The organism is Pseudomonas moorei (genome assembly GCF_042846945.1).
Classification (GTDB): Bacteria; Pseudomonadota; Gammaproteobacteria; order Pseudomonadales; family Pseudomonadaceae; genus Aquipseudomonas; species Aquipseudomonas moorei.
In genome coordinates this window covers 5,458,009-5,482,548 of sequence record NZ_AP035776.1, presented here as the reverse complement: position 1 = coordinate 5,482,548, position 24,540 = coordinate 5,458,009, and the positions used below count along the sequence as shown (strand labels likewise).

The window sequence follows — 24,540 nt, the reverse complement described above, 5'->3', positions numbered from 1 at the left end:
TCGACTACTCAGGTTGCTCGCTCGCAAGTACAGATTCACACGTAAGACTGAATCATTGCCTGAAGGGTTTTCAGCATCTGCGCACGCTCATCATTGCTCTTTTCGGTGTCTGATTGTTTTTTGTCGAACCAGCTGCTGCCGCTCTGCAGGATTTCGGCGAGGATAGGGAAGTGCAAGTGTTTCTTCTTCGCCAATTCGACCGGATCTGCAGCACTGTATTGGTCGAGGGCCGATTGTAGTGTCATGCGTTGCGACAGCCACTGCGGTGCGGACTTCTCCTCGGGACTCATGTTGTCCATAAAGTTGAGTGCCGCTTTGACTCGACCGACAGGGTCATTGGCGAACGGATCTCTCCAGTTCTTCTCCTGATCTTCTGGCCCAACGTAATACCCGGTTGCCAGTTGTGCCTGCTGATGCATGACATCCTGTGCGGCAGTCTGTTCCTCTGCCGTGAACCGGCCACCCTGGTTGGTTGCCACGGCATTCAATGACCGTCGATCCAGATCGCCCAACAGCGCATTCCGATCCGCGATGCTTTGGTCATACGGCTTGCCGCTGGCTTTCATCAGTGCGTATTTTCCATCCATGCTTTTGCGGGCATCGATTGCAACTTCGGCAAATGTTTTGTCTTTGGAACTGGATATCGCGCCAGGCTGAGCAACGCCGAGAATCATCGCATCGGCACTCATTCCAGTGCGCACCGGAAAGTACGGCGCGTTATTGTCGATGGCGTTAATGTACTTGGCGGCTACGCCGGAAAAACTCACAGAGTCATCATTAAGTGCGTTGTCCTGTGGCTGCACATGATCAGCGCTCTTGTTTTAGCGTCTGTGGTAGTTGAGTTGGCGGAAGTTGCATAAGTCGCGATCAGCGCGTTAGGTTGGGCGGAGTTGACGTTCATTAATGTTCCTTTGTAATAAGGGGCAGACGTCGGCAGGCCACAACACTGGGTACGAGTGAGGGGCTGGAATTTTTAGGTGTTGCGGGTTAAGCCGCTAATGACAGTTGGACAGTGGCTTATTACTTACAAATAAGTCACTTTCACCCTGGCGCTAATCTGACAATGCACTATTCGATCCGGGGGGATTAACCATCAATGAATTTTTCGAGCAATCGGCGAAATTCCTTAAACTCTTCCGGACTGAAATGCCTCAGTCGAGCATTAAGCACCGGGGGCACGATTTCGGGGATTTGTTGCGCCAGATGATGCCCTTGTATGGTCAGGCTCAAGTTGACGATACGACGATCCTCATCACTGCGTGAGCGCTTTAACAGTTCCTTGGTTTCCAGTTTGTCGAGCATTCGAGTCATCAGCCCGGTATCAATCCCAAGCAGCGTCGAGAGCTCAAAGGGGGTGCTCGCAACGCCGCTGTTGAGCGAGAGCAAAATGCCCATCTGTTGGCTGGTGATGCCGTGATCCTTGAGTGCTGAATCAATTTCGGCCGTCACCAGGTTGCGTGCCTTGGCCAGAGTGAATCCGACGCTCTGGGTGAGCATGAAGTTCTGTTTGCTGTAGTGGTTCACATCATCTCCGCGGGAGCTTTGGAGCAATCTTCAGAGTACGGCCAAACGTTGCCGATGAGCGCAGCATACCCCGTTAATGTGCGCTGACACCCGCAGCGGTCGCGGCTGATTTATTGGGATGGGTTACCCAGATCAAAGGAATGATCAGGATAAAGACTAACGCCGACAACCAGAACATGTCATTGAGGCCAAGCATTGCTGCCTGCGCATTCAACTTGGTTTCCGTGAAAGCCAAGACTTTGCCGACGCCCCCGCTCAAGGTTTTCTGCATCGCGGCAATGGACTCCACGAATCCAGGGTTGTAGATCGATAATTGCTCCACCAACTGCGCGTGATGTTCGATCGTGCGATGGTTCCACCCGGTCGTCAGCAGAGAAGTGCCGATCGCTCCGGCAAAAACACGGGCGAAATTTGAAAGCCCGGCCGCGGCAGGAATTTTTTCAGGCGGTAGTCCTGAAAGAATGATGGCGGTGAGTGGTACGAAGAAAAGGGCGGTAGGAATTCCCTGTAGCAAAGTCGGGAGCACAAGAGTGTAAGCGTCGACGCCGGTGGTGTAATGCGAGCGCATGAAAAACACGCCGGCAAACCCCAGAAAGGCCAGTGTGGCAAGTATTCGCGCGTCCATCCTGGGCATTATTTTGCCCATGACGGGTGCCAGGATCACGGCGAAAATACCCAGCGGCGCGGTCACCAGGCCAGCGTCAACGGAGCGGTAGCCAAGGTAGCCCTGAATCCACTGCGGCAGAAGAACCAGGTTTGCGAAGAAAATCGCGTAGGCCACCGAAATCGCGATGGTGCCACCCAGAAAGTTGCGCCTGGCAAACAGGCGTAAATCAACAATGGGTTTTTCCTCAGTGAGCTCCCAGATCAGGAAAAACACAAAGCTGACGAGTGCAAACACGCCCAGCGCACAGATAACCGGCGAGTCAAACCAGTCCAGGTCTTTTCCCTTGTCCAGCATGATTTGAAGAGAACCGACCCAGGCAATGAGCGAGATCAAGCCGACGATGTCGATTGGCAGGCGCCGACCAGGCGTTTCACGATCTCGATAGATCATCCAGACGACGCCAGCGGCAAACAGGCCTACAGGAATGTTCACGTAAAATATCCATGACCAACTGTAGCTATCGGTAATCCAGCCGCCGAGCGCCGGGCCGGCAATGGGCCCGACCGTGGCGGTCATTGCCCAGAGTGAAAGTGCGCTGGAGCTCTTGTGTTTGGGAAAAGTGGTCAGCAGCAGCGCTTGTGAAAGGGGCACCAATGGCCCGGCAGCAACACCTTGCAGCACCCGGGCAGCGAGCAGGATCGGCAGGCTCGGCGCAATTCCGCATAACCAGGAGGCAAACGAAAACAGCAAAATCGCCATGACGAACAAGCGCACTTGCCCCAGGCGCTGGGATAGCCAGCCGGTTAGCGGAATGGATATCGCGTTGGCTGCAGCGAACAACGTGATAACCCAGGTACCTTCATCGACAGAGACGCCCAAATTTCCCGAGATCGTCGGGATCGCCACGTTGGCAATCGATGAATCGAGCACATTCATGAAAGTGGCCAGCGATACGGCGAGCGCACCCAGAAGAAACCTTGCTCCCGTGAGTGGAGCAGGTGAGGTAGAGGCAGTCGTAGAGGGCATGCTGCCTCCTGAGAAAGCACCAATCGAAATTTATCTGATATGTCAGATAAGTGATTATAAAAAAGGCGCCGTCACCAGGGATAGACGCCTGAATTTGATTGATCATGATAGTAACTGACTTAGCAGATAAATAAATAGCATCGTTGTGCCCTGCCGATCAAAGGCACAACCCTGCGCAAGGAAAACCCCAGACCCCGGCTATGAGCCAGGTTTCAGGGCAGTGGGCTGACCGGTTACTGACCGTCAGGTACGGTCAATTGCTTGTCACCCGTGTCGACGATGAATACCGCCAGTAACCGGGCGGGTTTGCTGTCGCTGGCGTTTTCGCTGACGGTGTGGTGTGCACCAGGATCCTCGTACCAACTTTCACCTGCCTTGTAGATGCGTGGTGCCGAGCCATCCACGGAACTGCGTATCTCCCCCTCAAGCACAAAGGCATAAATAAAAGCCGACTTCGCATGATGATGTGAGGGAGACGCGCCTTTTGGGGGGTATGTAACCACCGCCGTAATCATGGATTTTCCTGGAATATTGGGGATTTCCCTCATGAAGTTCGGTGTCACTGTCTCATGAGGTCTTTTTTCGTTGTCGCTCGCCTGGGACGTTAAGCAAAGCAAAATCAAAGACGCGCTCAGTGCCAGTTTGGTGAATTTCATATTGACTCCTTTTGGTGCAATGGGGAGTTGTTGAATGAAGATTCTGGTAATGCTTTTTTGTTTTCGAGCGTGCCGTTCAAGGCAACGGCTTTGGTGCCATCGTAATAACGATCTTGCCACTGGGGCGAGGGCGTTTTCCCTCAAGGATTTCGTGTACTTCTTTTACGTCGTCGAGGTGAAAAGTCTGACCAACATTGGTCGTGATACCACCGCCGTCGATGAGTTTCGCGATGTCCGAAAGTGCAGCCGATGTCACGTCAACCAGGAAAAACATGGCTGTTACCTGATTTTTCGTGGCCAATGTCTGATCGGGGGCTGAGACCGCGGAAACCAGAATTCCGCCTTTTTTCAATAAGGGGAATGAACGGGTCTGTGTGTCGCCGCCGACAAGGTCTACGACAACATCAACGTCCTTGGCGATGTCCTCAAAACGCTGGCTGCCATAGTCAATGACAACATCGGCGCCGAGTTTTCGGACATAGGCCGCGTCTTTCGCAGAGGTCGTGGTGATAACGCGGGCACCTGCCTTCTTGGCAAACTGAATGGCAAAAGCGCCGACCCCGCCAGCGCCTCCGTGTATCAGAACAGACTGGCCAGATTTCAGGTGACCGTGGTCAAACAATGCTTGCCATGCGGTAACGGCTATTACAGGTATGGAAGCGGCTTCGATTGCATCGAGGGAGTCTGGTTTTAGCGCAATCATATTCGCCTGGGCGATGGCGTGGTGTGCATAGGCGTCAGTGAATCGCTTGTTGGTCACCCCAAATATCGCGTCGCCTACCTTGCAGTTTGAGACTCCTGGCCCGACCGCAACAACAACGCCCGATAGATCCGAGCCAAGCGTGAGTGGCAAAGGCTGGGGAAGCACACTGTTACCAGCCCTGATCCACCCGTCCCATGGGCCGACACCAGCAGCGGCTACCTGGACAAGTACCTCGTCTCGATCTGGAGTAGGGGTAGGTATTTGTTCAATAACAATGTTTTCGGGACCACCAAAATGGTGCACGCGCGCTGCAGTAGTATTCTGAGGGACATTCGCGGGTAAAATTGCCATGTTTTTATTGCCTAAGGCTAATTTTTAGGGAAACAGCGAAGTCAGTGTAGCGCGCGCCAAGAAGACCGTTTTTCAGATACGGTTAAAGCCTATGAGTAAACATAATAAAAATGCTGGTGTTTATAGCATTCAGAGAGGGGAGCTCTTCTTTGTTTGCGAATTGAGTGATTTGTGCAGAGCATCTTCGAGATGTAAAAGAGCCATTAGCGCTTGCCGGGTGTCGATCAGAATGGACTCGCTACGAATATATTGCCGTTTGAAGGGTTATTGATTTGAGCAGGTCTATCTCTGATGGTATAAAGGTTAAATATTCCCAATTATTTAAATCTTGATACCATTAAGGCACCCCGAGACTAAGAAGGCGCCTCACTTTCGTGGGTGTCACTTGCAAAGCTTTTATTTTTTTGTGATCGGTAAGAAGACTACCTGATTAACCAAGGGAGAAAAGCATGAAAACAGCGGCACAAGTTCTCAAGTTAAAAGCTGTGCAGAACCAGCAAGTCCATAGTATCGCCCCAGATATCATGGTGCTTGATGCATTGAAAATCATGGCCGAGAAGAATGTCGGTGCACTTCCCGTGATCGAAGGCGGGCAAGTGGTTGGCGTAGTCAGTGAGCGCGATTATGCCCGTAAGGTTATTTTGAATGGACGCTCTTCGGTGGGAACACCGGTCAGGGAAATCATGAGTTCACCCGTGGTCACCGTCGAGGCTCAGCAGTGTGTTGAATATTGCATGGCCGTAATGACTGACAGCCATTTGCGTCACTTGCCGGTGCTGGAAAACGGCGAATTGATCGGCTTGTTGTCAATTGGTGACTTGGTCAAAGAAGCGCTGGTAGAGCAGGCTGATCTGATCCAGCAACTCGAACACTACATTCGCGGCCATTGATACTGTCAAAAAATAACCCCCTGAACTGACCAATTTTCAGGGGGTTATTTCATTCTACGCATGCTACCGCGGGGGGGCGAAAGCTGCGTGAGTGTGTTACTTGTTGTTGGCTAGACGCTTGGCGATAGTCGCTACGTGCCGGCCCTGGAACCTGGCGATCTGCAGCTCGTTTTCGCTTGGTTGACGCGAACCATCAGCGCCGGCCAGCGTTGTAGCGCCGTAAGGCGAACCGCCGGAGATTTCAGTCATGTTAGTGAGGCCTGGCTCGGAGTAAGGAACACCGACAACTACCATGCCGTGATGAAGCAGTGTTGTGTGGAAGCTGGTGATAGTAGTTTCCTGACCGCCGTGTTGCGAGGCAGTACTGGCGAATACGCTGCCGACTTTGCCTATCAGACCGCCAGACATCCACAAGCCGCCTGTCTGATCGAGGAAGTTACGCATTTGCGAGCACATGTTGCCGAAGCGTGTCGGAGTACCGAAGATAATGGCGTCCGCTTCAGCCAGAGCGTCTGGCGTTGCGTACGGAATGCTTCCGAATGCAGCCTTGTAACCCTTGATACCACTTTTAACCAATACGTCTTCCGGCATAAGCTCCGGAACTTGCAGCAGCGTTACCTCTACATCACCGACTTCACGCGCGCCGGCGGCTATGGCTTCCGCCATCTTGTAGATGTGGCCATAGGAGCTGTAGAAAACGATTTGAATTTTTGTTGGCATGTCGGTGTCCTGTTTAATTTCTTTGACTAGCAACTTGCGGCTTATATAACTAAGCCACCAAGCCTGTTTCAAACGCTTTCAGATTTCGTTTGATGTTTGAATAAGCATTCAACGAACGGCGTTTGCTTGTTGCAGCATGAGCAGGACGGGAAAACAACACAATGGTGTTGAGGTTCATGATTTGCGAACGATGCGATTGCCAACGCCAAACGTTCCAAAGTGCGATCGATAAGTTCGCCATTCGCAAACGTCTACGCGTTGCCTCGCTAAATTCAGGTGGTTACGCTGGGACCAGTCGCCTGACCGATCTTGGTTATTTACCCAAGTGGCGGGCTTTTCCCAGCAAGCGGATTTCGATAGGAACAATAAATGGAAACGCTAGATGGAGTGGTTGTAGTCGGTGGTGGTCCGGTTGGACTTCTTACTGCATTGAAACTTGGCAAAGCCGGTATTCGGGTTGTGGTCCTCGAGGCAGAATCAGGTGTTTCGCCTTCGCCACGAGCTGTTGCGTACATGCCGCCGACCGCTGCCGCTCTGGACCGCTTCGGTTTGCTTGAGGACATCCGCAAGCGTGCCGTATGGTGCCCGGACTTCGCCTACCGCCATGGTGATGGTGAGCTTATCGCGAAGATGGATTGGAGTGTGCTGTCCCAGGACACCCAATACCCCTACATGTTGCTGCTCGGGCAGAATCATGTCTCCAACATCATCGCGCAGCATTTGCGCGAGTTGCCCAACGTTGAGATCCGTTGGAATCATAAGGTCGAGGAAGTCGATCAGGATGATGCCTACGTGACCATCCAGACCAGCAGCCCTGGCGGTACTTCTCGCCTGCGCGCACGCTGGGTAACGGCAACGGATGGTGCACGCAGCACCGTGCGCCAGAAGGTCGGCTTGACGTTTGACGGCATTACCTGGGGTGAGCGTCTGGTTGCCACCAACGTGTTTTACGACTTCAATTTGCATGGCTATTCGCGGGCCAACTTCGTTCACGACCCGGTTGATTGGGCTGTGGTCGTGCAGCTAGACAAGACCGGCCTGTGGCGTGTCTGCTATGGCGAGGACGCCTCGCTGTCGGATGCCGAGGTTCGTCAGCGCCTGCCTGAACGCTTCAAACGCTTGCTGCCAGGTGCTCCGACGCCTGATCAGTATCGCGTCGATCACCTTAACCCGTACCGTGTGCACCAGCGTTGTGCCGCAGAATTCCGCCGTGGCCGGGTGATTCTGGCTGGCGACGCGGCGCACGCGACCAATCCTATGGGCGGCCTCGGCTTGTCCGGCGGCGTACTGGATGCGGAGCATTTGGCAGAAGCCTTGATCGCCGTGATAAAGAATGGCGCATCGACCAAAACCCTGGACGAATACTCGATTGACCGCAGAAAGGTCTTCCTCGAGTTCACCTCGCCAACGGCCACTGCCAACTTCACCTGGATGAAGGAAAGCGATCCGGCCCAGCGTGCGAAGGACGTTGCCATGTTTGAACATGCGGGTACCGATCGCTCGGTAATGCGTCAGTTCCTGCTTGATTTTGAAAAACTCAACGGCCGACGGGTCATTGAACCAAAGCTGCGAGCCGCTTGAACTAGCGGGATTTATGGGCCCGGGAGTTAGCGCTCTCGGGCTGCATGAGCCTTATGTTCGATTTTCTATTTCTATTTTTATGTTTTAAAGGTTTTTAAGAAACTCATCTTAAACTTGAAAAGACGTAGTCCTGTTCATGACTTTTAAATAATTAAAAGCGTGGCCAGGTGTCCCAGAATAATAAAAAAATAGGGTTCATAACATGAAATCGAAAGCGAGTTTTAGTTTTGCGGCCGTAAAGCCGTGTTCGCGCAATTTACAATTAAGCATCGCTGTAGTGTTGCTGGGGACACAAGGAGTACCCGAAGTAAAGGCTTTCCCGATTGATACGGGAAATCCAGATTACAATGTGGCATTTGACAACACCATTAAGTACAGCGCTGCCTGGCGGGTAGAAAACCAGGATCACGCCGTTCGGCCCACCTATAACCCTAACCTCGATGACGGTGATAATAACTTTAACCGTGGATTGATTTCCGATCGACTGGATCTTCTGTCGGAACTCGACATGAATTATCAGCGTCGCTACGGATTCAGACTCAGTGGTGCCGCATGGTACGACGACGTTTATAACCGCGGTAACGACAACCACACCGATACGGTCAACAGCATTTCAGTAAAAAATGATGAATTCACCCACGATACTCGGCGCTTCGAGGGACGTGATGGTGAGTTGCTGGACGCTTTCGGTTACGGGAAATTCGATCTCGGAAACATGTCTCTGTCGCTCAGGGGCGGACGTTACAGCCAGGTCTATGGTGAAAGTCTGTTCTTTGGTGGCAACGGTATTGCCGTTGCGCAGTCGCCAGTCGACATAAACAAACTCCTCTCGGTACCCAGTTCTACCTTCAAGGAAATCATACGTCCGATTGGTCAGGTCGGCGGTAGCCTCCTGGTCAACCAGAATGTGACGCTCGGTGCGTATTACCAATACCGCTGGGAGTCGGCTCGGTTACCGGCGGCGGGCAGTTATTTCAGTTACGCGGACTTCCTGGATGAAGGGGGCGAGTCATTCATTTTGGGTCCAGGCTTCGCGTTGACACGCGGCAGGGATATCGATGCTCGCAATTCCGGGCAGTACGGATTGCAGGTCAAATTAAAGTTTGGCGAGTTCGAGTACGGGCTGTATGCCGCTCGCTACCACGACAAATTTCCGCAGTTCTACCTGCGGCCCGGGGAGGGTGATTACGCCCTGGTGTATGGCGAAGGCATCAGGACGTTTGGGGCCAGCGTCAGCACCTTGATCGGCGAGACCAATGTCGCGGCCGAAACCTCCATCCGCCGCAATACCCCCCTTGCTGCTACGGGCAACGTGGTCGTGGATCTGTCTGGCTCTGGCGACGGTGACCACAATCCGTTGTATCCGGTAGGTAATACCTTTCACGCCCAGGTGTCGGCAATTTCCGTATTGCCTGGCAGCGTCCTGTGGGACGGCGCGACGTTGCTTGGAGAAGTCGCTTACAACCGGATCACCAGCATCGACAAGAACAACGATCAGTTGGACCCCAACGTCACTCGCAACGCCAGCTCGCTGCGCATGCTGTTCACCCCCGAATACTTCCAGGTGTTTCCTGGCGTAGACATGACCACGCCTGTCGGCATCGGTTACGGCATCAGCGGCAACACCGCCGTGCTGGGTACCGGGTTTTCGCCTGAGGGAGGAGGGGACGTGAGTCTGGGTCTGCAGTTCGATTACCGCAAGTCCTGGCGTGGTGGCATCACCTTTACCCATTACTACGGCAGCGCCGGTGGCGTGGTGGATTCGACCTCGGCCCTTTCCGGGGACCAGGTGTATGCCGACCGCGATTTCGTTGCCATTTCCCTGCAGCGCACGTTCTAGCCCGAAAGGAACATAACAATGATTAACAAGACACTCCTTGGATTCACTTTCCTCACTGGCCTGGTCGGTGCGCTATCGGTATCGGCGGCAGTCAGCCCGCAGGAAGCGGCGACACTGGGTACAACCTTGACGCCCCTGGGCGGTGAAAAGGCGGGTAATGCCGATCACAGTATCCCGGCTTGGGACGGCGGCACCAAACAAGCCGCTGCCAGTGGCAGTAACCATATCCCTGGCGATCTGTTTGCTGCTGACAAACCCGTGCTGAAAATTACTGCCGCGAACATGAAACAGTACGCCGACAAACTGTCCGAAGGCACGCGCACGCTACTGCAGAAATACCCTGACAGTTTCCGCCTGGACGTTTACCCGACTCGGCGCACGGCATCGGCGCCTGATTACGTCTACAAGAACACTGCCCTCAACGCAGTCAATTGCAAACTCACGCAAAACGGCCAATCGGTGGAGGGTTGTTTTGGTGGCATTCCGTTCCCGGTGCCCAAGAGCGGGCAGGAAGTGATCTGGAATTTCCTTTTGCGGGTTGAGCCTGAGTCCGTGGAGTTCGGCTTCAAGAACGTGGTGTTGACCAGTGACGGCGGTCAAACGCTGGCGACTCGTAACGACAACACTTTTCAATACCCCTACTACTACCAGAAAGGCTCGGTTCTGAATTGGTCCAAGGAGTATTTCCTTCAGCGTTTCAGCACCACTGCGCCGCCGTTCAAGGCGGGTGAGACGTTAGTGATTCGAGACAGCGTAGATCCACAGCAGTCCCGCCAGGCCTGGCAATACCTGGTCGGCCAGCGTCGTGTCAGGAGGGCTCCTACCGTAGCCTATGACACGCCTGACTTCGTTGCTTCCGGCGCCAACTACTTTGATGAAGTGCAAGGCTTCTTCGGTATGCCGGATCGCTACGACTGGAAGATCGTCGGCAAAAAAGAAACCTATATTCCTTACAACACCAACGGACAGGTGACCGCGCCGCTGGACAAGGCCTTTGCACCGCATCATTTGAATCCCGACACGCTGCGCTGGGAGCTGCATCGCACTTGGGTAGTGGAGGCAACCGTATCGAGCGGCAAGCGTCATGCCGTGCCAAAACGCACCTTCTATTTTGATGAAGACACCTGGCTGCTGACATTGCTGGATGGCTATGACGCCGAGGGCAAACTCTGGCGCACTTCTCAGGTTCTTCCTTTTGTTGTGCCGTCGGTACCGGCCGTACTGGTCAAGCCCGTAGCAGTGTTCAACCTGCAGGCCGGAACGGTCAGTAACGTTCAAGCGTTCAATGGCGAAAACTTCCGGGTCGTGCCACTAAAGCCTGAGTCCTATTTCACCGGTGATGCAGTGGCCGCCGAAGGCGTGCGCTGACCAACACGGTATCGGTCCCGAAAGGGGCCGATCATTTACAGGAATCTTGCCAATGAGCTCTATGAATTTTCATGGCGCGCGACCACTGCTGCGCGCCGTTTGGTTCTGCGCCGCGCTGGCCGCAGCCATTCCCGGTTTTGCCCAAAGCGCCTCTTTGGATCTGCTTGATACGCCTGCCGCGCAGGATCAACGCGCTGAACATGCAGTGCTGCTGGCGGTGACGCGCGCTGCCGATCGCCTGGTGGCGGTTGGGGAACGAGGCATTGTGTTGTTGTCGGATAACAACGGTGTCAGCTGGCGTCAGGCGCGAGCGGTGCCCAGCAGCGTCGCGTTGACGGCCGTCAGTTTTGTGAACGGTGGCGAAGGCTGGGCGGTGGGGCATGCGGGGGTCATCCTGCACAGCGCGGATGGCGGGGAGACCTGGAGCAAGCAACTGGACGGCAACCTCGCCGCACAACTGGAACTGAAAAGCGCGCAAGCGCAGCCGGGCAGCGATCCCCAAGCCGCTCAGCGGCGGCTAAGCGCGGCGCAGCGCCTGGTGGCCGATGGCGCGGACAAACCCTTTCTCAGCGTTTACTTTTCCGACCCGCAACATGGTTTGGTCGTGGGTGCCTATGGACTGGCAATGCTGACCGATGACGCGGGTGCTCATTGGCGATCAGTGGGCAATGAACTGGACAACCCCGGCGGGATGCATCTGTACGCCATTCTTGGCGATCCGCAGTCAGTGATGATCGTCGGTGAGCAGGGGGTATTGCTGCGTGGTCCCAAACTTGGAAAAGCCTTCTCGCGGGTGCAAAGCCCCTATCACGGTACCTGGTTTGGTGCGGTGCGGGTGGCACCAGGTCAGGACCTGATCTTCGGACTCAAGGGCAATGCCTATCGTCTGGAAGATGGAAGCCAATGGCAATCAGTCGAGACCGAAGAGCGCAGCAGTTTGACCTCCGGCAAAAAGCTCGCAGACAACAGTCTGGTGTTGGTCAGCGAGGGCGGGCGGTTAATGCAGAGCATTGATCAGGGACGTCATTTTCAGCTGTTGTCGGCGGCCGGCCTGGATGGTTCGAGCATTACCGACGTGACTCAAGCAGCGGATGGCGCTCTGGTATTGACCGGTCCGCGCGGCATCAAACGCCTGAACACGATGACCCTCAATAAAGAGAACGTTCAATGACCGCTCATCATGTAATTGCCGCGGATGACACCGAGCTGATGGCACAGCGCGGGTCATGGGTGGAGCGTTTGCTGTTTGGCCAACGTGCGCTATTTGTATTGCTATGCCTCTTGGCCACCTGCTGGTTCGGCTACAAGTCCGCTGGTCTGGAGCTCAACGCAGCGTTCGAAAAAATGCTCCCCAGCGGGCATCCTTACATCCTCAACTATCTGGAAAATCGCTCACAACTTGCCGGCGCGGGTAACACTTTGCGCATCGCAGTCGAGGCTAAATCCGGGACTATTTTTGACACCGACTATCTCGAGACGGTGAAGAAACTGACGGATGAGTTATTCCTGCTGCCGGCAGTGGATCGGCCGTACATGAAGTCGCTGTGGACACCTTCGGTGCGCTGGACAGCCGTGACCGAAGAGGGTCTGGACGGCGGTCCGGTGATCCCGGACAACTACGACGGTTCGCCGCAGAGCCTGGCTCAGGTCCGGCAAAACATCGAGCGTTCTGGTGAAATCGGGCAGTTGGTCGCCGACAATTACAAGTCCAGCATCATCCTGGTTCCATTGCAGGAGCAACGAGAAAGCGGGGCGGCGCCGATCGACTACCAGGCACTGTCACAGCGCCTGGAGATGCTGAGAGCCACCTACAGTTCGTCGCGGGTGGATGTTCACATCATCGGTTTTGCCAAGCTGGTAGGCGATCTGATCGCAGGGATGCGTCAGGTCATGACGTTTTTCCTGGTGGCTGCGGCCATATGTCTGGCGATTCTGTTCTGGTACACCCGATGCATTCGAAGTGCACTGGTGGTGCTCAGCTGTTCGTTGGTGGCGGTGGTGTGGTTGTTAGGCACCTTGGCCAGCCTTGGTTTTATCCTTGATCCTTACTTGGTACTGGTCCCTTTTCTGGTGTTCGCCGTCGGCTTGAGTCACGGCGCGCAAAAGATGAACGGCATTACTCAGGATATCGGTCGAGGGGTGGACCGGCTGATGGCGGCTCGACTGACATTCCGGCGTTTGTTTCTGGTCGGTCTTTCAGCCCTGGTGTGCGACGTCGTTGGCTTTGCGGTGTTGATGGTGATCGATATCCCGGTCATCAAGGATCTGGCGATCTGCGCCAGTATCGGCGTGTCGATCCTGATCGTGACCAATCTGATGCTGCTACCCGTGCTTCTATCATTCATTGGGGTCAGCGAGAGTGCTGCCCGCAGAGCGGCCGAGTCCCCCGCGGCGGAGCTGCTGGATGTCAATCACGTCAAGCATCCTGCCTGGGCTTTCCTCGATCTTTTCACCCATCGACGCTGGGCGGGATTTGCACTGTCAGCGGCTGGTGTCCTTGCCCTGGTGGGCGTGGGCTACGGCACGCAACTGAAGATCGGCGATACCAACCCGGGCGCACCAGAGTTGCGCGCCGATTCCCGCTATAACAACGACAACGCGTTCGTGGTTGGACATTATTCGGCGAGTAGCGATGTCTATGTGGTGATGGTCAAAACCCCACAGTTCGCTTGTGCCTTATATGACACGGTGCGCACCGTCGATCGATTGGAGTTCGAGTTGTCGCAGGTGCCAGGTGTGGAAGGTACAAAATCCCTGGCTGGGCTGGCGAAGATTGCTGCAACGGGGATGAGCGAGGGGAGTCTGAAGTGGTACGAAATACCGCGTAATCAGGACATGCTCAATGCCATTATTACCCGCGCGCCGCGCGAGATATTCAACCAAAACTGCGACCTGTTGAGCGTCTACGTTTATCTGCGTGACCATAAGGCCGATACGTTATCCCGGGTGGTGAATGTCGTCGAAGACTTTGCCAGGCGCAATAACTCGGCGGATTACCGGTTCCTCAACGCGGCGGGTAACGCTGGCATCGAAGCGGCCACCAATATCGTGGTCAAGGAAGCCAATCGAAAGATGCTGTTCCTTGTCTATGCGGCGGTGATTGTCATCAGCCTGGTGACATTCCGTTCATGGCGCGCAGTGCTCTGCGCGGTGCTTCCATTGATGCTGACGTCGGTACTGTGCGAGGCGCTGATGGTCTGGCTGAACATCGGCGTCAAGGTGGCGACATTGCCCGTCATTGCGCTGGGTGTCGGTATAGGCGTGGATTACGCGTTGTACATCATGACTGTCATGCTGCGTTACTTGCGCGAGGGCGCAAGCCTGTCCGAGGCGTATTACAGGGCCCTGGTGTTCACTGGGAAAATCGTTGTGTTGACCGGGGCGACATTGGGGATTGCGGTGGCGACCTGGTACTTCTCACCGATTAAATTCCAGGCCGACATGGGAATACTGCTGGCCTTCATGTTTGTGTGGAATATGCTCGGCGCGTTGATCCTGCTTCCGGCGCTGGCCTACTTTCTTTTCAAACCAGGCAAGGCACCGGATACAGTTTCTCAATAGTCCAGGCTGCAGGCGCGACTATCACCGTCAGGTATCTGAGGGTGATAGTCGAAATGGAAGTTCGTTGGAATTAGTTGCAGGCTTGTGCTGGCGAGGCGATTTCCGGTGTCAGACCGAGGCGACGATCCCACTCCGGCTCCATGGAAAACATCGACGAGAGTAAATCCAGGAATAACTTTACTTTAGCCGTGCCTCGATGTGATGTCGGGTATACCGCGGAAAAGTAGGGCGTGTCTGTTTCGTAATCAGGAAGAATACGAACCAGCCGACCGTCCAATAGATCATCGCAAGCCACCATGGTTGGCAGATAAGCGATGCCCATTCCCCTGCGTGCAAATTCCTGGACCAAATGGACGCTGTTGGAGCGAAGCGCGGGTACCAGCGTCACTTCATTGTGCTGTGAGTCATTGTTCAATGACCAGCGACGCCATGGGTAATATCGGTAGCAGGCGAAATCGTGTTGGCAAAGATCGTCGGGACTCAGAATGGGCGGACGCCCTGCCAGATATTCAGGTGTGGCAACGAAGACACCACGCATCAAAAACAGCTTTCGCTCGATCAGGGATTCCGAGGCCGGTGGAAAGATTTGAAGCACGATGTCGTATCCTTCCTGCACGGGATCAACGACTTGGTCATTTGCAAAAACATCAAAATCGACGCTAGGGTGTTTTTTCCTGAATTTTTCAATGACCTCTGGAAGTTGCTGTAAGGCAAATCCATTTAAAGCGGCAATGCGTAAAACACCTGAGACTGAGGTGGAAGTATCGCGTGAGCGCTGAGAAAGTGATTGCATCTGATCAATCAGGCTATGGCAGTCTGAGTAATACGAAATACCTACTTCAGACAGCTTTACAGCCCGACTGGAGCGATGAAATAGCGAAACTCCCAGGTATTCTTCCAGGTGCTGCACTCGAGTGGTGATGACTGATTTGGCCACCCCGATTTGTCTTGCTGCGTTCGCAAAATTACCCGCCTCTGCAGCGCGTACGAATGCTTCTATACTCAGATAAATGTCCATCCCGGCGCCTCATTCTTTTCTTGTTCTAGCGATTTGGCTATCCAGCATTTACTCAATGTCTAACAGCACTTGAGTGAGCGACTGGCTAGCGAGAGATGTCTGCAAAAACTCGTCAATTACCAGTCCATCCCTGTGCAAAACAGCTTGAGTCCGAAAGGACGATTGGCTTGTGCCAACCCCCCGCCCCAGCATGAGTAACGCGTAGAAATTAAACAACATCTTGATGGTTCCTGATCGGCGAACGGTCCGATCGTCAAAATCAAACGACGACTGGCGTCGATTGTCCATGCAAGATCTATGCGCGCCAACACTCGATTTGTTCGTGGATTCTGCTTTGAAAAGCGCGATCGGTATGTTCGCAATTGGCAAACGGGCTTCGCATTGCCTACCCAAATCAGTCTAGTTACGCTGGATCCATCGCCTGGTCACTTATAACGAGTCACGCAAGTGTCAGGCCCTGCAAGCGGATACTGAGAAAGGGCAGTCATGGAAACGGTTGATGGCGTAGTGGTAGTCGGTGGTGGGAGCGTAGGACTCCTGACTGCACTGAAGCTGGGCAAGGCAGGTATTCGAGTCGTTGTGCTGGAAGCTGAATCCGGCATCACATCGGTGCAACAGGTCGTAGCCTGCATGCCAACGACTGCCGCTGCCCTGGATGAGCTGGGCCTGCTCGAGGACGTTCGCAAGAGCGCCGTAATGTGTCCTGAAATCGCCTATCGCCAGGGTGACGGGAAGCTCCTTGCCAAGTTGGACTGGGAGGTATTGGCTGAAGACACTCAATACCCGTACATGCTGCTGCTTGGGCAAAATCATGTATCCAGCATCCTCGTGCAACATTTGCGCGCGCTCCCCAACGTTGATATCCGCTGGAACCATCGAGTCGAAAATCTTGATCAGGATGATGCGTACGTCACGCTTCAGATAAGCAGTCCTGGAGGGCAAACGCAGCTGCGCTCGCGTTGGGTTGCCGGGACCGATGGTGCACAAAGTACAGTGCGCGAAATAGTAAGCCCCAGATTCAAAGGTCGAACGTGGCCCGAACGAATGGTTGCGGTTAATGTTTTTTATGACTTCTCGTTGTACGGTTATTCCCGTGCCAATTTCATTCACGATCCGGTTGATTGGGCTTTTATCGTGCAACTTGATAAGTCCGGTTTGTGGCGAGTCTGTTACGAAGAGAATGCGACGCTTACCACTGCCCAGGTTCGTCAGCGTGTTGGCGAACGACTCCAGCAGTTGCTGCCAGGCGCGCCAACTCCCGACCAATATCGTGTAGAGCACGTCGCTCCTTATAAAGTCAGCCAGCGCTGTGTCGCGGAGCGTCGCCACGGTAGGGTCATACTGGCTGGCGATGCAGCCCAGACTACCAATCCAATGGGTGGTTTCGGACTGTCCGGAGGCGTGTTGGAGGCGGTTGACCTGAGCGAAGCCTTAATCGCCATCATCAACCAAAATGCTTCAGACAGCGTGCTCGATGAGTATTCGGATAACCGCAATCAAGCGTTCAAGGATTTTACATCGTCCAGGTCAACTACCTTTTTTGCCTGGATGAAGGAAAACGGTCGGGTGCAACGTAAGCGTGATCTGGCGATGTTTGAAAAAGTGCAAACAGATCGCGCTGTCATGCGTCAATTCTTGCTCGAGTTTGAAAAGATGAACGGCCGGCGTTCCCGGTCGATCAGCGCCTATGTCAGCCTGGTTATGTACGCGCTCAAACACCAATTAAATAATATTGTTGGATTAATGCATCAACTCGGCAATTTGACATTGCGATCATTGCGGTTTTTCCGTAGCAGACTGAGCGAATCAATCTCGCTCGAATAATTTCCGGCACGATCTGCGCTACGACTATTTGTCTTGATGGCCAGATAAAAAAGTGTGCCACTCAGGCAGCGTCTTGCAAGAGTAAGTCATGAGATATACCGCCTGGCGTTGGATGCTGGCGGAGCTTTCCCACGTCAGGACGGGTCAAACAATATTAAGAGAACTGACCTATGGATCGTTTGCTCAGTGTGGAAGCCTTTGTAAGAGTTGCTGAAACCAGCAGTTTTGCAAAGGCCGCAATGCAGTTGGGCGTTGCCCGTTCAGTGGTAACTCACCGTATTCAGCAGTTGGAACAGTTTATAAATTCGCCACTGTTTCACCGCAGTACACGGCATGTCCGTCTTTCGGAGGTGGGTGAGACTTACTACAAAGAATGTTCAGATATGGTCACCAGCTTCAACTCATTGACGGATCATATGCGCGAGCTCCGTGCAAAGCCGTCAGGGAAGCTGCGAATTCAAATGCTGCCAGGTTTTGCCATCGGTCATTTCGGAAAAATAATGGCTGAGTTCAATCAAATTTACCCGGACATTGAAATCGATGTCGTGGTTAACGATCGAGTCGTGGATCTGATTGAAGAGGGTTTTGATATCGCGTTTCAAATGTTCCCTCCTTTGGCAGAAAGTCTGATCGAGCGAAAATTGTTTTCGGTGCGACGAGTGTTTTGCATGTCCCCGGATTATGCGGAAAAGTTTGGCATGCCCCAACACCCTAATGACCTGCAGCAGCACAAGATAGCTTTGTATGCAGGATATCCATCGCGTAATCGCTGGGTCTTCACCCATGGGGAAGAACAGGTGGAGTTGAGCCTGCCGGGCCAAGTGCGTTCAAACTCGGTGCATTTGTTGCGTGATTATGCGGCGACGGGGGAGTGCCTTGTCTGTCTTCCGACTCTGGTGGCTAGCTATGACTTGTTGAACGGACGACTCATCCCGGTTTTGCCGAATTACACCTTGTCTTCCTTCAATTTTTCAGCAGTGTTTCCAGCCACTCAACGACGCGCATTGAAAGTTCGCACGTTAATCGAGTTTCTGGTGGAAAAGTTTCGTGAAGAACCTCATTGGGATAAGCCGCTACTGGAACGCGGATGGGTAGCGTAACTCGAACTTCCGAGTGTGTTTTTTTGTTTATTGAAATCAAACAAAAGGTGAAATCATGAGTAGCGCCGCAATTAATACAGTCTTCGCCTCGCTGGATAACTTTCGCAAAGGCTCGGTGGAGGTCATCAGTGGCAAGGCCAGTCACTACGCGTTTTCGAACATCTTCGAAGTTGCCCAAAATTCCCTACCGTACGAAAAAGTCGTCGTCGGCTTCAACCTCGGCTACGTCATCGAAACCTTGCGCGCCGAAGGTAAGTCGCCTTGGTTTACCGCGTCACACGATGAGTTTGCGATTGTCATGGATGGCGAAGTTCGGGTGGATTTCCTCAAGCTCGATGCGCCTTCCCAATACGGTGAGGGCACTCATCTGGCTGGAGAGCTGCCAGTCGGCCAACCGATGGGTTATGTACTGCTCAAGCGCGGTCACCAATGTCTGTTGCCGGCCGGTACGGCCTATCGCTTTGAAACCAGCCGTCCTGGCGTGCTGCTGCAACAGACCATCAAAGGACCGTTGTCGGTCGAGAAGTGGGCAGATATCTGCTTCAAGTAATTCGTTGCGCCTGATTGCTTAACCCACAACTACAAAAGGAATCCCGCCATGGCCATGCTTGAATCCGCCACCGATACCGCACGGTTTTCCGATGATGAAGTCAAGATCAGCCCGCCTCACCCAATCACCGGGTATTGCTCATTTCAACTCGGCGCCTTCGAACTGTCGCGCGACGAGTACTTCGCCCGTATCACCTGGCCGGCCAAAGGCCAGACCCGTTCGCACCTGATCCCGGTCGATGCCTTCCTGCGCGCCATGATGCGCGATGTGGCCTGGGGCTTTTTCTACGGCTGGGTCAACTTCGACCACGTCATCGGCACCCGCAACTACTACGGCAAAGTCGACCTGTACGCCGGCACCTTCAACGGCACGCTGAAGGCCGCCGGGGTCAACTACACCGAAAATTTCGAAACGCCGCTGATCATGGCGACCTTCAAGGCCATTCTGCGTGACTGGACCAACGCCACCTTCGACCCGTTCGCCGCCCCGGAAGAGACCGGCAGCGCGTTCGGCCGCAAGAACGGCGACAACATCGAAGCCATCGAGCGCTTTCGCATCGCCACCAAGCGCATGCCGGGCCTGAAAGACGATTCGCCGCTGCGCAACGATTTGCCGATCAATCGTCACTTTGCCGATGTGTCCCAGGACGAGCCGGAAGTGCACGCGGCCGAAGGTTTTGAAGGCGAGCTGCATGCCTTCAGCCTGTTCAAGTACCTGTCGCGTTCGGACGTGACCTGGAACCCGTCGGTGACCTCGGTGTGCAAGGCCAGCCTGTTCTGCCCGACCACCGAGGAATTCATCCTGCCGGTGTTCCACGGTAACGACCGGGTCGAGTGGTTCTTGCAGATGTCTGACGAAATCGTCTGGGACGTGGGCGACAAGGACGACGGCAACCCGCGAGCGCGCATCACCATGCGCCCTGGCGACATCTGCGCCATGCCGGCGGACATCCGTCACCAGGGTTACTCGACCAAGCGTTCGATGCTGATGGTCTGGGAAAACGCCACGCCGAACCTGCCGCAGCGCTACGAAAGCGGCGAACTGACGCCGTATCCGATCGAGTTCTGATCGTTGTTCCGTACCTGGCGTCTCGATTCGGTCTTGATTCGTGTTTTCAATACGTAAGTTCATCACGAAAGAAACTGGATCGGCCAATCGGACAGGGTGCTCGTGCGAGCTCCCTGTCCGGTCACTTCTTGGCATTTGCCTTTTGTTGCACTAGAACCGTTTCGATACAGCTCATTGCGGGCAGAAGTTGCTGAGCTATCAGGGTAGCTTTCTGCGTGGGGTGCATTCCTGATTTTGTCCTTGTGAATAGCGGATCATCAAAGTACGAGCGCAGCCTGGAAAGTGATCCGCTTACAGCAGGTTGCCCCACGTTCATGCATTCGGCCGTGCGAGTAACGCTTCTCTCGCGAAACAGGACGAGAAAAGTAACCACAATATTCAGGTCAAACGTATAAAGAAATTTCTCGTTAATGCTCATGAGTTGAAGTTTTCTAGTGTTCGAGGAGGTTGCAGTTAAGTGCGATAGTTCGAGTGGCGCTGAGGTCAAGCGGTTCAAAGTACTTTTCTCGCGCCGGAGCGTTTGTCATTGGAAAATTGAGTGTTTGCATTGGTCTACTGAAAAATATCGATATTGGGGTTTGAGTGGGCAGGGTTAACGGATAAAATTTCGGGCGTTGTAAATTTGGTTTTTGTGCTCTAGTACTGCTTGTATTTTACGTGCTGATGCACGTAAAATAATTTTAGGGGAAGTGTGGTAGTATGCAGTTCCCCTTTTTAGACTCGGCTTGTTTAGCGAGTCTTTTTTTTGTCCGAAAGAAATGTTTTTAATCCGGCAGGTGATTTGTTTTGTCGGTGGGTAATTATTGATGCTTATGTCGCCGCGCTTTCAATGTCTCAATCAACAACGACGCCCATTGAATTCGGCGGCTTGTAGTCAACGCGTATCACCGCCTCAGTCGTGACCACCGTTTCGCGTTATTTACATCTAAGGATGGTCTGAAAAAGACTTCCTGATTTGGCAAAATGCCCTGACGCCAGCCGCTGAGTTTTTCCGATGAAGCAGATGACCTTCGCCGACGCCGAGTACGCCGGCAAGCGCAAGCAGACCCGCAAGGAGTTGTTCCTGATCGAGATGGATCAGGTCGTTCCGTGGACGGGCCTGATTGCCTTGATTGAGCCCCATTATCTAAAGGGCGAAGGCGGCCGCCCGGCTTATCCGCTGATGGCAATACTGCGGGTTCATCTGATGCAAAATTGGTTCGGCTATAGCGATCCAGCGATGGAAGAGGCGTTGTACGAGACCACGATCCTGCGCCAGTTTTCGGGGTTGAATCTGGAGCGTATCCCCGACGAAACCACGATCCTCAACTTCCGCCGTTTGTTGGAAAAGCACGAACTGGACGCCGGAATTCTAGCGGTGATCAACGGCTACCTGGGCGACCGAGGCCTGTCGCTGCGCCAAGGTACCATCGTGGATGCCACGCTGATCAGCGCGCCCAGTTCGACCAAGAACAAGGACGGTAAGCGCGACCCGGAAATGCATCAAACGAAGAAGGGCAACCAGTACTACTTCGGGGCGAAAGCACATATTGGTACCGATGATGAGTCGGGCCTGGTGCATAGCGTGGTGGTCACAGCAGCCAATGTGGCGGACGTTACTCAGGTCGACAAACTGCTGCACGGCCAGGAAAACGTGGTCTGCGCCGATGCTGGCTACACCGGTGTCGAAAAGCGAGAAGAGCATCAAGGACGCCAAGTCGTCTGGCAGGTCGCTGCGCGCCGAAGCACCTATAAGAAATACGGCAAGCGTAGTCTTCTGTACAAAGTCATCCGCAAGATCGAGAAGGTCAAGGCGCAGACGCGAGCGAAAGTTGAGCACCCGTTTCGAGTGATCAAGCGGCAGTTCGGTTACACCAAGGTGCGGTTCCGTGGGTTGGCAAAAAATACGGCTCAGATGGTGACGTTGTTTGCGCTGTCGAATCTTTGGATGGCGCGCCGGCATTTACTGAAAACGTCGGGAGAGGTGCGCCTGTAATGCGGGGGATGGTTGCTACGAGACGCTCGTAGCAACCGAAAACATAAAATATGCGACGAAGCTGACGGTATTTTGAGCCGAGATCTCGCTTTTTAGATCACTGAGGCCAGCTGGCCGCGAAATGGCGGGCTACTTCAGAGCATCCCTAATTGGCTACATCAACCAGCACGACTTCACTGCGTTGATGTGCAAAAAACTTAAGGTGAGATTCGTGTTGAACGGCAGCGCCGTCGCCGGTACCGACAAGCGTGCCGTTGACCTCAACGCTTCCAGAGGCAACGACCAAATACACCTTTCTACCGTTGGCGATTGAATACTCAGCCTGTTCAGAGATGTCCAGCGTAGCCGCCGCCAGGCGTGCGTCTGCGCGAATTCGCAGCGCTTCTTCGTCGCCATCAATGCCGCTGGCAAGCGTCACGAACTTGCCGTTGGTGATCTTCGTCGGAAAAGGCCTGACGCCCCAGCTTGGAGGCAATCCTGTCTGATTAGGGAAAATCCAGATTTGAAATATCCTGGTTACCTCGTTTTCGAGATTGTATTCGCTATGTTGGATACCCGTACCGGCGCTCATTACTTGAACGTCTCCGGCAACGGTACGTCCCTTGTTACCAAGGCTATCTTCGTGAGTAATTGCGCCCTGGCGCACGTAGGTGATGATCTCCATCTCTTTGTGCGGATGAGTACGAAACCCTGTCTGGGGCGCAATGGTGTCGTCATTCCAAACTCTCATCTGGCCCCAGTTCATGCGATTGGTGTCTTGATAATCGGCGAATGAGAAGTGATGGCGGGTATCAAGCCAGCCGTGGTCTGCGCCACCAAGTTTTGAAAACGGACGTAACTCAATCATGTGTTTGCCTCTGGGAGTGTTATCCGGACAGGGGGAGTGCCGGTGCTTTAATGAACACCTCCTCGAAGTGGATAAATAGCCAAAAAAATGGGACCTATTTATCTAATTCATCGATCCATTTGTCACCCGGAGTGTAAACATGCAGCTTCAGGCGTTGATCTGCTGTAGCGAAATGTCTGTTCGTAAAGTGCGAACATCCGGTTCGCTTTTTAAGAGTCCAGGATTTCAGGCAGCCCGTGTGGTGGTTTTCACATCACCCAAAGAGCGCAAGTTATATTCAGGCATAGCCAAAGAGTTTGGCGAAGCGGAGTGAGGAGTGCGGGCAAAGAGCTTTCTATAATTTCTTGAGTTGCGGGGAACCGTGCCTGCAGTGGTATCCCGAGTCTCTGATACGGCACTCGGCCCCCTGCAACTCATTGGATTAGCCAATTATATGGAAATTAGCTATCGGTTCGCTTGGTACTCTTTAATATGCTGGCACCCTATCTTGAAGTCCTTATCAGTCACTCGGATCAGTCCAGGCCTCGAAGCGCTTTGTTCAGTCCTGACTGACAATTCATCAACGCTTCTTTGATGCCTGGCAAATCCTCTTGCAATCTCCAGACAGGGCCGACGACGTCAATAGAGTAGCTACCTTGCGGGGTCTGCAAACCCACTGCCACTGCACCGACCCCGATGGTGTGCTCATCGAAGTCATACGCGAAGCCTTCTTCACGCACGAGCTTCAACTGGGCCAGTAACTCGCTCAGCGTTGGGGTTTTCGGCGTCAATGGCTGCAGGGTGTGACCGACGAGTTTGATCACCGCCTCATCATCAAGTTTTGATAACAGGATCTTTCCGCCAGACGTCGCGTAAATGTTGAACATGCTTCCTGCAACCGGAGACACCCGCAAAGCCTGGTGAGAAACCACTGAATGCAGGATCAGCAAGTTGTCCCCGTTGGCTGTTTCCAGAACTGCGGTTTCACCTGTGGTTTGTGCAAGCTGCTCCAGGAACGGCCGGGCATGCTGGGTGATATCGACATGGCTGTGAGAGGCGAGTCGCATCAGCGCCGGGCCCAGACGGACACCCCCCGCGCCCTGAAGTTCGAGCAGTTGCTCGACGACCAGGGCGTCGACCAGCCGTTGCACTGTTGAACGTGGCAACTCAATCCGCTTGGCGATGGCGCCGAGGCTTAGTCCGTTGGGTTCGCTTTCCAGGCAGCGCAGGATAGCCGCCGCCCGGGTAATTACTTGGATGGGACTGCGATCAGATGAGGAAATGGTCATCAATATTGTCTCTTGTACTGCAAAGCGGTACACTGTACCGAAATTTCGAATGGGTTAGTGAAT

Annotated in this window: 22 protein-coding genes; 12 read left to right on the top strand and 10 right to left on the bottom strand. The window is 53.8% G+C overall.

Going from position 1 to position 24,540, the window contains the following annotated elements; translation table 11 throughout:
• Positions 1-35 precede the first annotated feature (35 nt).
• The 5 genes from ACGJAX_RS25555 to ACGJAX_RS25535 form a co-directional block, all read right to left on the bottom strand.
• On the bottom strand, positions 36-767 hold the full coding sequence (locus ACGJAX_RS25555) for a hypothetical protein (protein ID WP_390956627.1): 732 nt from the start codon (positions 765-767) through the stop codon (positions 36-38).
• A gap of 319 nt (positions 768-1,086) precedes the next feature.
• Positions 1,087-1,524, bottom strand: coding sequence for a MarR family transcriptional regulator (locus ACGJAX_RS25550; protein WP_390956626.1), 438 nt, complete (start codon positions 1,522-1,524; stop codon positions 1,087-1,089).
• A gap of 73 nt (positions 1,525-1,597) precedes the next feature.
• Positions 1,598-3,157, bottom strand: a complete 1,560-nt coding sequence (locus tag ACGJAX_RS25545; RefSeq protein WP_390956625.1) for a DHA2 family efflux MFS transporter permease subunit — start codon at positions 3,155-3,157, stop codon at positions 1,598-1,600.
• 233 nt (positions 3,158-3,390) lie between these two features.
• Entirely contained in the window at positions 3,391-3,813 is a 423-nt protein-coding gene (locus ACGJAX_RS25540) for a cupin domain-containing protein (protein ID WP_390956624.1), read from the bottom strand.
• Positions 3,814-3,889: 76 nt separating this feature from the next.
• On the bottom strand, positions 3,890-4,867 hold the full coding sequence (locus ACGJAX_RS25535; protein WP_390956623.1) for a zinc-binding dehydrogenase: 978 nt from the start codon (positions 4,865-4,867) through the stop codon (positions 3,890-3,892).
• A 449-nt stretch (positions 4,868-5,316) separates the two neighbouring features.
• Here ACGJAX_RS25535 and ACGJAX_RS25530 point away from each other — a divergent pair, with 449 nt between their 5' ends.
• The gene (locus tag ACGJAX_RS25530) at positions 5,317-5,757 is read left to right on the top strand and encodes a CBS domain-containing protein (protein ID WP_390956622.1); all 441 of its coding nucleotides are present in this window, start codon (positions 5,317-5,319) and stop codon (positions 5,755-5,757) included.
• Between the two features lie 96 nt (positions 5,758-5,853).
• Here ACGJAX_RS25530 and wrbA read toward each other — a convergent pair whose 3' ends face one another.
• Positions 5,854-6,477, bottom strand: coding sequence for an NAD(P)H:quinone oxidoreductase (wrbA, locus tag ACGJAX_RS25525; RefSeq protein ID WP_390956621.1), 624 nt, complete (start codon positions 6,475-6,477; stop codon positions 5,854-5,856).
• 369 nt (positions 6,478-6,846) lie between these two features.
• Here wrbA and ACGJAX_RS25520 point away from each other — a divergent pair, with 369 nt between their 5' ends.
• The 5 genes from ACGJAX_RS25520 (at position 6,847) to ACGJAX_RS25500 (ending at position 14,827) form a co-directional block, all read left to right on the top strand.
• A complete protein-coding gene (locus tag ACGJAX_RS25520; RefSeq protein WP_390956620.1) occupies positions 6,847-8,058 on the top strand; it encodes an FAD-dependent monooxygenase in 1,212 nt (403 codons plus the stop codon).
• Between the two features lie 202 nt (positions 8,059-8,260).
• On the top strand, positions 8,261-9,898 hold the full coding sequence (locus ACGJAX_RS25515) for a DUF1302 family protein (RefSeq protein ID WP_390956619.1): 1,638 nt from the start codon (positions 8,261-8,263) through the stop codon (positions 9,896-9,898).
• Positions 9,899-9,916: 18 nt separating this feature from the next.
• Positions 9,917-11,266, top strand: a complete 1,350-nt coding sequence (locus ACGJAX_RS25510; protein WP_390956618.1) for a DUF1329 domain-containing protein — start codon at positions 9,917-9,919, stop codon at positions 11,264-11,266.
• Between the two features lie 52 nt (positions 11,267-11,318).
• Positions 11,319-12,437 carry a YCF48-related protein gene (locus tag ACGJAX_RS25505; RefSeq protein WP_390956617.1) on the top strand — a complete coding sequence of 373 codons (1,119 nt, stop codon included), beginning with the start codon at positions 11,319-11,321 and terminating at the stop codon, positions 12,435-12,437.
• The gene (locus tag ACGJAX_RS25500; RefSeq protein WP_390956616.1) at positions 12,434-14,827 is read left to right on the top strand and encodes an MMPL family transporter; all 2,394 of its coding nucleotides are present in this window, start codon (positions 12,434-12,436) and stop codon (positions 14,825-14,827) included. Before ACGJAX_RS25505 ends, ACGJAX_RS25500 begins: the two co-directional genes overlap by 4 nt.
• A gap of 70 nt (positions 14,828-14,897) precedes the next feature.
• Here ACGJAX_RS25500 and ACGJAX_RS25495 read toward each other — a convergent pair whose 3' ends face one another.
• A complete protein-coding gene (locus tag ACGJAX_RS25495; protein WP_390956615.1) occupies positions 14,898-15,845 on the bottom strand; it encodes a LysR substrate-binding domain-containing protein in 948 nt (315 codons plus the stop codon).
• Positions 15,846-16,331: 486 nt separating this feature from the next.
• Between ACGJAX_RS25495 and ACGJAX_RS25490 the strand changes: the two genes are divergently transcribed.
• The 4 genes from ACGJAX_RS25490 to ACGJAX_RS25475 all read left to right on the top strand — a co-directional run bounded on the left by ACGJAX_RS25490 (position 16,332) and on the right by ACGJAX_RS25475 (position 20,387).
• Complete coding sequence (locus ACGJAX_RS25490) at positions 16,332-17,669, top strand: FAD-dependent monooxygenase (RefSeq protein WP_390956614.1); 1,338 nt, start codon at positions 16,332-16,334, stop codon at positions 17,667-17,669.
• Positions 17,670-17,839: 170 nt separating this feature from the next.
• Positions 17,840-18,769 carry a LysR substrate-binding domain-containing protein gene (locus ACGJAX_RS25485; protein ID WP_390956613.1) on the top strand — a complete coding sequence of 310 codons (930 nt, stop codon included), beginning with the start codon at positions 17,840-17,842 and terminating at the stop codon, positions 18,767-18,769.
• A gap of 55 nt (positions 18,770-18,824) precedes the next feature.
• Positions 18,825-19,319 (top strand): hydroxyquinol 1,2-dioxygenase, encoded by a 495-nt coding sequence (locus ACGJAX_RS25480; RefSeq protein WP_390956612.1) that lies wholly within the window; start codon positions 18,825-18,827, stop codon positions 19,317-19,319.
• Positions 19,320-19,367: 48 nt separating this feature from the next.
• Complete coding sequence (locus ACGJAX_RS25475; protein ID WP_390956611.1) at positions 19,368-20,387, top strand: hydroxyquinol 1,2-dioxygenase; 1,020 nt, start codon at positions 19,368-19,370, stop codon at positions 20,385-20,387.
• Positions 20,388-20,508: 121 nt separating this feature from the next.
• Here ACGJAX_RS25475 and ACGJAX_RS25470 read toward each other — a convergent pair whose 3' ends face one another.
• Complete coding sequence (locus ACGJAX_RS25470; protein WP_390959994.1) at positions 20,509-20,703, bottom strand: LysR family transcriptional regulator; 195 nt, start codon at positions 20,701-20,703, stop codon at positions 20,509-20,511.
• Between the two features lie 678 nt (positions 20,704-21,381).
• On the opposite strand from ACGJAX_RS25470, the gene ACGJAX_RS25465 reads away from it, so the two are divergent.
• The gene (locus tag ACGJAX_RS25465; protein WP_390956610.1) at positions 21,382-22,362 is read left to right on the top strand and encodes an IS5 family transposase; all 981 of its coding nucleotides are present in this window, start codon (positions 21,382-21,384) and stop codon (positions 22,360-22,362) included.
• A gap of 145 nt (positions 22,363-22,507) precedes the next feature.
• On the opposite strand, the gene ACGJAX_RS25460 is transcribed toward ACGJAX_RS25465, so the two are convergent.
• Positions 22,508-23,209: a pirin family protein gene (locus tag ACGJAX_RS25460; protein ID WP_390956609.1), complete on the bottom strand. Its 702-nt coding sequence runs from the start codon at positions 23,207-23,209 to the stop codon at positions 22,508-22,510.
• 139 nt (positions 23,210-23,348) lie between these two features.
• On the opposite strand from ACGJAX_RS25460, the gene ACGJAX_RS25455 reads away from it, so the two are divergent.
• Positions 23,349-23,522: a hypothetical protein gene (locus ACGJAX_RS25455; protein WP_390956608.1), complete on the top strand. Its 174-nt coding sequence runs from the start codon at positions 23,349-23,351 to the stop codon at positions 23,520-23,522.
• A gap of 199 nt (positions 23,523-23,721) precedes the next feature.
• On the opposite strand, the gene ACGJAX_RS25450 is transcribed toward ACGJAX_RS25455, so the two are convergent.
• The gene (locus tag ACGJAX_RS25450) at positions 23,722-24,477 is read right to left on the bottom strand and encodes an IclR family transcriptional regulator C-terminal domain-containing protein (RefSeq protein WP_390956607.1); all 756 of its coding nucleotides are present in this window, start codon (positions 24,475-24,477) and stop codon (positions 23,722-23,724) included.
• Between the last annotated feature and the right edge of the window lie 63 nt (positions 24,478-24,540).